The organism is Gammaproteobacteria bacterium (assembly GCA_003696665.1).
GTDB lineage: Bacteria > Pseudomonadota > Gammaproteobacteria > Enterobacterales.
Window position 1 is genome coordinate 1 of sequence record RFGJ01000234.1, and the last position, 11,707, is coordinate 11,707.

At 51.0% G+C, this 11,707-nt stretch carries 11 protein-coding genes; 7 read left to right on the forward strand and 4 right to left on the reverse strand.

Annotated features, from left to right (window positions below; all coding sequences use genetic code 11):
• The 7 genes from D6694_06715 to rimO form a co-directional block, all read left to right on the forward strand.
• Nucleotides 1–1,383: error-prone DNA polymerase (locus D6694_06715; GenBank protein ID RMH43735.1), on the forward strand; the 1,383-nt coding region annotated here is incomplete at its 5' end.
• Nucleotides 1,384–1,528: 145 nt separating this feature from the next.
• Nucleotides 1,529–1,798: a hypothetical protein gene (locus D6694_06720; protein RMH43736.1), complete on the forward strand. Its 270-nt coding sequence runs from the start codon at nucleotides 1,529–1,531 to the stop codon at nucleotides 1,796–1,798.
• A 193-nt stretch (nucleotides 1,799–1,991) separates the two neighbouring features.
• A complete protein-coding gene (locus tag D6694_06725; GenBank protein ID RMH43737.1) occupies nucleotides 1,992–2,453 on the forward strand; it encodes a hypothetical protein in 462 nt (153 codons plus the stop codon).
• 24 nt (nucleotides 2,454–2,477) lie between these two features.
• On the forward strand, nucleotides 2,478–3,719 hold the full coding sequence (locus D6694_06730) for an HlyD family efflux transporter periplasmic adaptor subunit (GenBank protein RMH43738.1): 1,242 nt from the start codon (nucleotides 2,478–2,480) through the stop codon (nucleotides 3,717–3,719).
• Nucleotides 3,720–3,796: 77 nt separating this feature from the next.
• Nucleotides 3,797–4,474: an ABC transporter ATP-binding protein gene (locus tag D6694_06735; GenBank protein ID RMH43739.1), complete on the forward strand. Its 678-nt coding sequence runs from the start codon at nucleotides 3,797–3,799 to the stop codon at nucleotides 4,472–4,474.
• 14 nt (nucleotides 4,475–4,488) lie between these two features.
• Nucleotides 4,489–6,909, forward strand: a complete 2,421-nt coding sequence (locus tag D6694_06740) for an ABC transporter permease (protein ID RMH43740.1) — start codon at nucleotides 4,489–4,491, stop codon at nucleotides 6,907–6,909.
• Between the two features lie 102 nt (nucleotides 6,910–7,011).
• Entirely contained in the window at nucleotides 7,012–8,331 is a 1,320-nt protein-coding gene (gene rimO, locus D6694_06745; GenBank protein ID RMH43741.1) for a 30S ribosomal protein S12 methylthiotransferase RimO, read from the forward strand.
• 2 nt (nucleotides 8,332–8,333) lie between these two features.
• On the opposite strand, the gene D6694_06750 is transcribed toward rimO, so the two are convergent.
• From D6694_06750 to D6694_06765, 4 genes are all read right to left on the reverse strand, one after another.
• Nucleotides 8,334–8,549 (reverse strand): Trm112 family protein, encoded by a 216-nt coding sequence (locus D6694_06750; GenBank protein RMH43742.1) that lies wholly within the window; start codon nucleotides 8,547–8,549, stop codon nucleotides 8,334–8,336.
• A complete protein-coding gene (locus tag D6694_06755) occupies nucleotides 8,539–9,402 on the reverse strand; it encodes a M23 family metallopeptidase (GenBank protein RMH43743.1) in 864 nt (287 codons plus the stop codon). Before D6694_06755 ends, D6694_06750 begins: the two co-directional genes overlap by 11 nt.
• The gene (locus D6694_06760) at nucleotides 9,371–10,306 is read right to left on the reverse strand and encodes a GTP cyclohydrolase I FolE2 (GenBank protein ID RMH43744.1); all 936 of its coding nucleotides are present in this window, start codon (nucleotides 10,304–10,306) and stop codon (nucleotides 9,371–9,373) included. The genes D6694_06755 and D6694_06760 overlap by 32 nt, the downstream gene beginning before the upstream one ends.
• Nucleotides 10,307–10,428: 122 nt before the next feature.
• The coding region (locus D6694_06765) for a Ppx/GppA family phosphatase (GenBank protein RMH43745.1) at nucleotides 10,429–11,707 on the reverse strand (1,279 nt) is incomplete at its 5' end.

An 11,707-nucleotide genomic window follows, 5' to 3' on the forward strand; every position in this document is an offset into this window, starting at 1 on the left:
CTTGGTGTGTTCCAGGTCGAATCTCGGGCTCAGATGGCCATGTTGCCGCGCCTTAAGCCACGGTGTTTTTATGATTTGGTGATTCAAGTGGCCATCGTGCGCCCAGGCCCAATACAGGGTGATATGGTTCATCCCTATTTGCGTCGTCGGCAGGGATTGGAGCCCGTGGACTATGTTTCGCCAGACATTCAGTCTGTGCTTGAGAAAACCCTTGGCGTGCCAATCTTCCAAGAGCAGGTAATACGTTTGGCGATGGTGGCCGCTGGGTTTACAGCGACAGAGGCGGACATGTTGCGACGCTCCATGGCCGCATGGCGGCGTCAGGGTGATTTGACCCATCTGCGTGATCGGCTGATCAATGGCATGCGGCGGCGCGGTTATTCACAGGCGTTTGCAGAACGCATCTTTGCGCAGATTAAAGGGTTTGCTGCTTATGGGTTTCCGGAATCTCATGCGGCGAGTTTTGCGTTGTTGGTCTATGCCTCTGCATGGTTGAAACGTCACGAACCAGCGTTTTTTTGTTGCGCGCTGCTTAACAGCCAACCGATGGGTTTTTATTCGCCATCGCAAATCGTACAAGATGCTCGAAGGCATGGCGTCACAATATTGCCCATTGATGTTCGTTATAGTCAGTGGGACCATCGGCCAGAAACTTCGGCGCCGTTGTCGGCTAACGAACAACCCGCCATTCGCCTTGGATTTCGACTGATTAAAGGGCTGTCGCGGGATGCGGCAGCGCGCATTTGCCAGCTACCCGAACGCCACCGACTCAGCTCGGTGGCAGCGTTGGTCGAGCAAGCGCGTTTATCGGGCGCAGAACTTAGCCGGCTCGCCAAGGCGGGCGCACTAGCTGGGTTGGCAGGCGATCGACATCAGGCCAATTGGGCGGCGGAAGTGGCCGCTAAAAGCACAGGCCTGGCCAAACAAAAAATAATCCCCCCAAAAGTGTTGCCGACGACCAGTGAGGCACAGGAGGTCTGGCAGGATTATGCCACCACCGGTGTCACGTTGCGGACACATCCGATGGCGCTGTTGCGACGCAAACATGCGGTCTTGCGTCGCTGTTTGACGGCCAGCACGTTATCATCACTGGCGGATAAACAATGGGTTCGCGTGGCGGGTCTGGTGACTTGTCGTCAGCGTCCTGCCACAGCCAATGGTACGGTATTTTTGACACTGGAAGACGAAACTGGTCTGGTCAACATTATTGTGTGGCCTGCGGTTGCTGAAGCACAAAAAGCAGCCGTGCGTTATGCCGAGTTGCTGCAAATTCATGGCACCATCTCGCGCGATGCCAACTGTGTGTATGTGGTCGCGGGCAAATTGCTGGACCGCTCCGCATGGCTGACAGGCCTTGCGACTCAAACTCGTGCCTTTCGTTAGTGTTAGGTGGTTACAGTGAAGGCCTCTTCGCCACAGACGATACGAGTCACACCGTAAATTTTGGGGCACAAATGTATTGAACCTGGACAGCATATTGACAAAAAAATCCGGTAAATAGCATTAGCCGCGCACGGACGTCCATGCAATGGAAGTATTTCTGCTAACACTAGATACCAAGGAGTTAAAAATGGGAAACATTGGTAAATATTTTGCAACCTTCGCTATTATTGCTGCGTCAGGAACCTATGGGTTGATGCCCCGAGCTACTTATGCACTTGGGATCGATGATATTAAGTCGGCCCTTGATAACGTCAAATGCGAAGTACGGTATGAGATGGAATGCACGAAGAAAGGTTGTAAGTCAAAGCTAGTGCTGAGTTGTTCCGTTGGAGGTAAAGGCGCAGACAGTAAGTAAATTCTGGAGTTGCACTCGTGGCGCTTTTGCACCACGAGTGCTTGGTGGTTTACGAATCTGTCTATGGCTTCTGGGTATAGTCATTAAAACAAAAATGGCGTGCCAAAATAGATCAAGTCCGATTATCATGACAATTTTCTTAGTGGATGAGGCTATAGTGCTTGATTAAGCGATAGCATTTTAAGGAGTGAAAATGGGTAAATTGTTTACAATTTTTATCGGCACATTGATGTGTGCGGCAGTTGCTGTGGATAATTTTACTGTACGTTTGTCATACATTGATGCGCTCAACCTAGGTTTTCCGGAGAGTTTTCCTCAAGCGGTACTACTGAATGCCAAAGGTGATGTGGTTTATGCTCGGGGCACAAGTGTTATTAGTTATGAGATTCCTGATAGGATTAAAATTATTGACCAACTACCGCCAGTTGCTCATTCAGAAACATTAAAGATCGCATTGAGAAAGTTGGCCGAAAAGAGGAAGCTACCCATATTAACGAAGGCGCTTAATGGCGACGGTAAGGGGTTGCTGGTGAGTTTAGTGCTAGATAAGAGCATAGTGGATTGTCCGCCATGTCACCGTTATATATCAACCATTGACGATGTTAAACTTGAAATTCCGCATGTTGTGATTCGCCTTGTGCCTCCTGTAGAATAGTGCGCCGTCGGCTCAGAGGGACTAATGAATATGGAAATCCCGCAGGACCGCTCGTTTCGAAAGAAAATTATGCTGCCTTTGGCTGTGGGCCTGATCGGCGGGCTGATTTTGTTCGCTGGTTGGTTGACGTTTGATGCCCTGGGGCAGAGTATCCCAGCGGTTCAGGCGACAAAGGAAGTCGTGGTTCAGGCTAGACGAGGCACATTTGTGAAATCAGTAGTCGGTTATGGACGACTGGTGCCCCGTCATCGTCGCAGTTTGGTCAGCCGAGTGGATGGTTCCGTTGTTGAGATTCTTATTCGGCCAGGAATGCCAGTTAAGGCCGATACACCCGTCATCCGTCTTGTAAACCCCAGATTACAACGTAATTATGATGATGCAGTCCTTCAGTTGAAAGAGGCACAAGCGAATTTCACAAAACTAGAGGCTGATCTCACTGACGAGAAATTGCAGTTAGAGAATGAGAAACGCCTTGCTTCTGCTTATCTCAAAACGCAACAAGTTGAATTTGAGGCCACGAAAAAACTGGCTGAACGTCACATTGTTTCGCAAATTGAACTCGAAAAAAAACGCTCTACACTTGAGCAGGCTGCACTGAGGTTACAGTTGGCTAGGCAACGGTTGCAAACGTTCAAAAAATTATTTCGTGCACGGATACATGCTGAGAAGTTGCGTCTGGAACGAGCGGAACGACTACAACGACTCGCCAAGGAAGATCTTGATTCCTTGATCATTCGCGCTGGTATGAACGGTGTCTTACAGACACTTGATCCCGGCCTAGAACTCGGTAGTTGGGTGGCACAAGGAAAGAGCATAGGTGTTGTCGCTGATCTTTCCCATTGGCAAGCAGAAGTGATGGTCAGCGCAACAGAGGCTCCAGAAATTCGTCCAGGTATGCCTGTTGAGCTTGACGTGAAAGGTCATTTGGCCCGAGGTGAGGTTTTCCGGGTGGCGCCACAAGTCGTACGTAATCAAGTTCAAGTAGATATTATGGTCACATCGCAGTTGCCTGACACTGGGCGTGCCGATGTCGAAGTGGGCGCGCGTATTCAAATCCAGAAACTAGAGAATGCCTTAATTTTACCAAGGCCAAGCAACTTTAAGCCTGGGGAGCGGCTAACCCTTTGGGTACGCAACAATGAACAGCTAGTGCGTCGTGATGTGCGCGTTCTGGCGTGGTCATCCAAAGAGATAGCGATTGGCAGCGGACTAACCGAGTCGGAAGTGGTGGTATTTAATGTTCCATTGCAGTCGATAGAATCTTAGGCGCTGTCATGCGCGTAACGATTATTACGCGCCGCTCCCATTACCATTGCCCTTTAAAAAGGAGAGCATAGTTAGGTATGGAGCCTCTGATTGAAACTGAGAAACTTACCAAAATTTTTAGTAATAAATATGTCGACACGGTTGCTTTGAAAGACGTTAGTCTGACAATTGACCGCGGAGAATTTGTTGCGATTACGGGACCATCCGGATGCGGAAAGTCTACGCTTTTGTCAATATTAGGGTTGCTTGATAATCCGACATCGGGTCAGTACCGGCTCTGTGGGGAGCCTGTCACGACGCTTTCTCGCTACCAGAAAAGTGTGTTACGAAACCGAAACATTGGATGGATCTTCCAAAACTTTAACTTGATTGCTGATATGACGGCACTTGAAAATGTGATGTTGCCTTTTCGCTACGGAAAGCATCACAACGCAAATATGCGAGAAAAGGCTGAACGCATGTTGGCGCTGGTCGGTCTCGAGGGTAAAGCAAACGAATATCCCAATAAATTATCTGGAGGGCAACAGCAACGCATTGCTGTTGCTCGGGCGCTTGTGCTGGAGCCCGATCTCATTGTTGCGGATGAGCCGACGGGAAATTTAGATAGTGAAAATGCCGAGCGAGTTTTCCAACTCTTAAAGAAACTACACGCAAGCGGGCGAACTCTCGTCATGGTAACGCATGCTTATGAATTGGCTAGACGGTGTGAACGCATCATTGAAATGCGTGATGGCCGAATTATTGGCGAGTCGTAATACCTGTCTATAGGATGTCACCCATAATGTTTGATTTGGCTTTTGCATGGCGAATATGGCGACACCACAAATGGTTCGCACTGTTATTAACGTTCGCTTTCGCCGTGTTGGGTGGGCTACTTGCCTGGGTGTTCACTCTGGCACGCCCTGCATTTTCCGACCGACCAGACTTTGTTGGCACCTCGAGCCGTTTAGCAACGATCGGGCTGGAGTATTATGATGGCCGGCTTCGAGGTGCATCCTTACTACGGCTGAATGATCTTCAATCAATGCCCGGTATTCAGGACGTGGCAACACTTGGCATTTATAGTATAGAGTTATCGATTGGGGAGCATACTTTTTCAGAAAGCGCAGCTTTTGTGAGCGGTAATTTTTCGGCCATGTTGGATATTTCCGAACTAAAACTTCACAACAAAGATCTGCAAAATGTTGGGTTTGTAACGGATTGGTTTTGGCGAGAAAAGTTACACAGTAGGTCAATCGATGGGCAGGTTCTATTGTTAGGAAAAGAACGGGTGCCAATCAGGGTGATTAAGGTGTTGCCCAGAGAGTTTAATCAAATTGGGACAAATCGCGTTGCCGTATGGTTGCACCGTTCCAATATACAGCATGTGCTTGATGTTAAAGTGCCGCGCGAACTACAAGGAGAGGTGGCTCGAATTGTGCGAGAGGCGGAAAGCGTTTTGCCAATCCATTTTGCGGTTGTCAGCCTAGCACAAGGTTTCTCACTTAAAGAGATTAAACAAACACTAATAACTCAGTGGGTTGGCGAGTTACAAACGACTGGTGGTACAACGGTTTATTCAAACTATGACAATTTGACTCCGACTGTTTTGCCCGGATTTGAGCTGGCGCCAATGGCCAAGAGAACGATGCAGAATCATTGGTGGTTACTCTTTGGTTTGGTCGTGCTGTTTGGTTTGACAACCGTTGTGAGCCTATTACTGGGCATTGGCGATCAGGTAACACAGAGGCTAGATGAGCTGAACACACGAATAATTCTTGGGGCTATGCCAAAGGATCTGGTAAAACAATTCAGCATTGAGCTCATGCCAATCTGGGCGATTGCGACACTGATAGGGCTATACCTAGCACACGTCGGCACACAGTACCTTGCGGTCTCTGCCCATTTATTAGGTAGTGGAGTGACTTGGTACGGTGCGTTCTTGGCAAGTCTTGTGTTGGCAGTGTTGATCTGGTGCAGTATCTGCTGGATTATCCTAGCGACCTTTGGTCGTGACCAGTCCATGAACAGGAAGTATGGACATAGCGCGACGCGGGCCCAGACATGGTTGGGAAGGATAAATTTGATTAGCCAAACAATTATCGTCTCTTGTGTCGCCGTTATCGCTGTTGCCGCTTCGTGGCAGCAGTGGAAAAATTTCCGAATTGCTGGAATGCCATCCGATATAGAGGTATGGAGGCTTTATCAAGAAAAAGCTCTAGCCACACGGATAAACACGTTCCAACTTGAGCAATTTATTAAAGCACAGGGTGCGACAGCGGCATGGAGTGACGAGTCTTGGGTCTATCCCAATCTTACGTTGCTCGAGTTTGAGACATCACAGGAGGAAGCCACGACGCTAGTTAGCGCACTGCTGGTTTCTAGAAATTTTTTTCCAGTGCTAGGGCTGAACCCTACGATGCAAGGGAACGGGCAGCACCATACGATGGTTGTCAATGACTCCGCTGCCAGACAGCTCAAACTAATGCCACGGAATGGGCAGCACAACGAAACTTTATATTCATTAAGGACATTGGCACGTGCAAGTATAAACAAAGGGACACCAATTGAAGTTGTTGACCAAATACCAAATATTCCTCATTTCGGTAATTTGTATAGAGAGCGGGCAATGGTGTATGTCTCACTCCCAGAGGCACAACCAGCTGAACTAAAAGAAATTTATGTATATGCACACAAAACACAGGCAAATGCGGTTAATGATGCCTTATCGCGTTTTGTACAGAAAAATGCCCCGGGTTATCAGATTGACGGGCCAAAAAATTTGAAGCGTAGCCTTGATAATTTGAATGATTTGCAAAACGGCTTGTTCTACAAGCTCGCGATCACGCTGGGTGTTTTACTGCTCGCGCTTGGTGCGTCAAGTCTCTTTCATCAAACACAACGATATGTCGTGATGGAAAAAGTCCGTTTTGGCATCATGTTGACAGTTGGTGCTCAGGACAGGGATATATTCCATTCTCTATTTTGGGGCATCAGTCGTCTATGTATTTTAGGCTGGTTCAGTGCGATGCTTGTTCTGTATTGGTTGTCACCGGTGTTTACATCAAATGTGCATTTGACGCTGTTTGATTTTCCTGTGGTCATCGCGGCCACGTTAATTGTGCTCTTCGTGGTTGCTTTAAGCACGGCTTTACCGTTCTGGGAGATAGTCCGTCAACCGGTTTATCACTTACTTCGTTACGACCCCTGAGGCCCTGATAGCAACAGGCCAGATGAAGAATTTGTTCGTGGAACATGATTTACGCACATGTGGTTGTTAAAATAAACTCTTTACGAGCCGATTTTATCGCGTATGTCAAAAGCCCCGACCATCGGTTTTGTCAGCCTTGGCTGTCCGAAAAATTCTGTCGATTCAGAACGGATTCTGACACAATTGCGGGCGGAAGGTTACGCCCTGTCGCCGACCTATCAGGACGCCGATTTGGTCATTGTCAACACCTGTGGTTTCATCGATGAAGCCGTTGAAGAGTCTTTGCAAGCGATTGGCGAGGCGCTTGCCGAAAATGGGCGGGTGATTGTCACTGGCTGTTTGGGCGCGCGCGATGATGTCATTCGTGAGGTGCATCCGGGCGTTTTGGCAATCACCGGACCACATGCGTACGAATCGGTCATGGCCGAGGTGCACAAGCACTTGCCGCCTGCCCATGATCCGCGTTTTGATTTGATCCCTGACACAGGGATTCGACTGACACCGCGCCACTACGCCTACCTGAAAATTTCGGAAGGCTGCAATCACCGATGCACATTTTGCATCATTCCTTCGATGCGTGGCGACTTGGTCAGCCGGCCGATTGGCGATGTCATGAATGAGGCGGAACGTCTGGCCGCTGCCGGGGTGCGAGAAATTTTGGTGATTTCCCAAGACACCAGCGCTTACGGGGTCGATTTGAAATACCGTACAGGGTTCTGGCAGGGACGACCGCTTCGTACAAAGCTATTCGATCTATGTGAGGCGCTCGGAGAGCTGGGTATGTGGGTACGGTTGCACTACGTTTACCCCTACCCTCATGTCGACGATATCATTCCATTGATGCGCGATGGTCACATTTTGCCGTACCTTGACATTCCCTTTCAGCACGCCAGTCCATCGATTTTGAAAGCAATGAAACGGCCTGCGCATGCGGAAAATACGCTCGAGCGGATTCGCAAATGGCGGGAACAATGTCCGGATTTGGTGATTCGAAGCACCTTTATCGTCGGTTTCCCGGGCGAGACGGACGAAGATTTCGAGCAGCTTTTGGCCTGGTTACAGGCCGCTGAACTTGATCGCGTGGGTTGTTTCCAATACTCGCCTGTTGAGGGGGCCGCGGCCAACGCATTGCCCAATCCGGTCCCTGATGACGTCAAACAAGCACGATGGGAAAAATTCATGGAGGTACAGGCCGAGATTTCGGCGCGCCGCCTGCAGCGATGGGTAGGGCGAGTTGAACCGGTGTTGATCGATGCAGTGGATGAGGATGGCGCCATCGGTCGAACGCGTGGCGATGCCCCGGAAATCGATGGCGTTGTCTATATTCGTGGCGGTCATCAGCTGGCACCGGGGGATCTGGTCAAGGTCGCGATTGAGGGAAGCGACGCCTATGACTTGCACGGCACTTTGATTGACCGCTGATTTCAGCTCAGATTTGGATTGCGTGGTCGACTGTCGCGTAAGTGTTCATCGGCCGACAGGACACGCGCCTCTTGCGGCAGCAAGACAGGAACGCCGTCTCGCACCGGATAGGCAAGGCCAGAGGCGCGACAAATCAGTTCCGTGCCGTCTTCACTCAATTCAAGGGGGGCCTTGCTGACCGGACATGCCAGAATTTCAAGCATGCGTTTACTGAACATGTATCACCTCCACCGGTTGTATAGGCGGCCAATCGGGGGCAACCGCGAGGCGTGGATCGAGTCGGACATCGAACCAATTGAGACGCCAGTCCAAGTGTGGTCCGGTTGCGCGCCCCGTCTGACCAACTCGACCAATTTGTTCGCCTTGACGAACTTTCTGCCCGACTTTCACCAGCACTTCTGACAGGTGCAAATAGCTGGAGCTGATTCCCGCGCCATGGTCGATAATGATGGTACCTCCTGAGAAATAGAGATCAGATGCCGCCAGCCGTACAATGCCATCAGCACAGGCTTTCACGGGTTGTCCAACCGGGGCCGCAATATCTTCGCCGAAATGTGGACGTTTGGGTTCGCCGTTGAGTATGCGTTGGCTGCCATACACCCCGGATATTTTGCCTTCCGCTGGTCGGATAAATTGTTGCCAGAAGCCTTCACTTTGGCTCACGATGGTGCGTGCCTCGTGCACTCGTTTGGCTTCTGCTCGAATGCGGCGCAATATTTCAGGCGCGGTTGGCGTGACCTGTTGTGGTGGCAGCCCGTCAATGCGCTGTATGGCAAACTGTCGCTTATTGACGATGAGTTTGAAACGAAAATGCGTGCCGGAAGGATGTTTGGCGTCAAGCCAGTGCGCGCCAGTTTGGTCTCGACCAAAACCAAAAGCAAAGCGGCCATGGCGATTAACCACGACCGGTTTTTCGTCAAGAAATAATTGCCACTTGGGCGCCACCGTGCCACGAACCATACCGCCGGGGACCAAATGCCCCCACAGGGACAGGTGGGGATCGGGGCTCGCGGCTGCGGTGAAGGCTAACAGCAGCAGGCTACAGAGGACGAACCGTTGCCGAAGCCACATAACCGTCTTTGACGCCTTTCGTTGCCATGGCGACAGCATCGTGCGCATGCAGCGATTCTAGATGCTCTACGCGCAGCCAGAAGTCCAGATAATCCGGAACCTTGTCGAGCGCGGCCTTGATTCGGCGGGCGGCATCTTCGCAGAACATCAGGTTTTGTCCATTCAGGCGGGCAAACTCTTGTTCATCTGCCCGTTTTACCGCGGTTTGGACAGCCGTCTTCAACACGGACTCGATGCGATCAATCAGGGCAAGGATAGGCATTTCGTCTTGCCATGCGCCCAAACGAACACGCACCAGTGCGTGGCTGCGCTGACTGTGCGGTGTGGCGACTATACCTTTTTCTGAGCCCAACCACTCAATCACCTTGTTCACATCGACTTTGGTATGACCGGCAAAGTCGTTTTCAAACTGTTTTTGTATCAGTTGACGGGCCAGTGCTGCGGAGCATGGGCATGTGGACGAATAAGGCACATCGACCGCCATTTCGACGTCGAACTGTTCCCCGGTTCGCGTTGCCGCAATCATTACGGCATAGCCTTTCCAGCCAGAGTATTTTGATTTGAGTGCCGGCCGGCGGACCAGGTAGTCAAAGCGAAATTCCACATGTGCGCCGCGACTTAAGCCCGCATGAGATTCTGTAAAGTGGGACAACAGCTTTTTCAGGGTCTGTCCATTCAGCCGCCGGTCGCCCAAAATTTCGTCCAGGCCGAGGTACAAACGAGACATATGAATGCCCTTGGCCTCGGGATCAATTAAGTCTACATAGGCTTGCACCTTCGCGTTGACTTGTACATCACGATGGTGCGGGCCTTCCACCACGACAGGCATTTCGATTTGACTCATCCCGACCCAGTCGAGGACCGCCTTGGTGTGTGCACGGTGCTTACTGGCCACATCGGGCATGGCCTGTGACGCGGATTGTGTGTGATTGGAAACTGCCATAATTGCTCCGGCAAACCGGTGAGTGACTCACCCTATCAGTGTACAGAAATTCGGGCCAAACTGCATTGGCGCGTTATTGTTGGTTAATTTTTGTCCGCTGGCAAGTCAAATTGACATTCGACCGACCAGCCGAGTTGTCGCTGATAAGCGCACTCTTTGGTTAACAAACTCTTGATCCACGGTGATAGCGATGCCGAGGCACAAGCACAGTGCAGCGTGTTATCGATAAGCCACAGGCGAAGTTCTGGCACCGTATTGGTTTCTTTGGCCAGAATGATGGCAAGCCGCAAAAGACGGACAACTTGCCAAAGCCCTGGGTATGCGGCAATGGGGTATTGCGACAACCATTGTGTGTCGATAGTGCCGTGCTGCGCCGCAACCAAAAAGGCCAATTGAGCTTGCTGGGTGCGATCGAAGCCAGCAAGCTCCGCGTGCTGGAGCATATAGGCACTATGCTGGTGATAGTTGTGGCTGCTGACCGAACGGCCGATATCCAAAAGCCAAATGGCGTGCTCAGCGAGCTCCTGGTGTTCGGGCGATATCCGCCAGTGTTGCGCCATCTGTAATGAAAGATACTGCCAGCGCTCATGTATCTGGGCGACACGATCGACATCAACATGGTGCTGACGCGCCAGCCGGAGGACGCTTGCTCGGCGTGTTTCATACAGCATGGATTGATCGAACATTTCCTGAATCACGCCATCTTTGAGCGCTGCTGAACTATATTCGAACTGACGGATGGCAAAGAGATCAAAAAGCGCGCCATAGATGGCGATCGCGGCGGGCACCAGAAACCTGCGTTCGTCCTCAAGCCCAGGCAGTGACAAGTCATCGATATGGGCGTACTCAAGCACCAAGGCTTCAATGTCATCAAGGTGGCGTGGCGTCAGTATCTTTGGGGTATGGCCAAGCGCGGCGTTAATTTGGAGAAGCGCCTCAATACAGCCGGAGCAGCCGATGACTTGCTCCCATGGCAGCCACCGAAACTCATGGGCAACATCCATGAGTTGGCTGGCGATGTCATAGCGGGCACTCTCGATTTTTTCCGGCGAAAGTTCCCCGTCTTCGAAAAATTGGTGGGCGGCCGTCAGGCAGCCTACATCTACACTGGTCATTGTGACAGGTTGCTTACCGTGCCCGAAAATAAACTCTGTGCTGCCACCGCCGACATCAATTACTAGCGCCGATTGGCTTTCTGGCAATGAGGCAGTGACGCCGAGATAAATCAGGCGTGCTTCTTCGGTACCACTGATGATGTCAACCGGCCAGCCGTAGCGGGCGCGTAATGCGTGGGCGACGGTTTCGCCGTTGGTCGCGCGTCGTAAGGCGCTGGTGCCAACAGCGCGAATTCTCGCTTGTGGC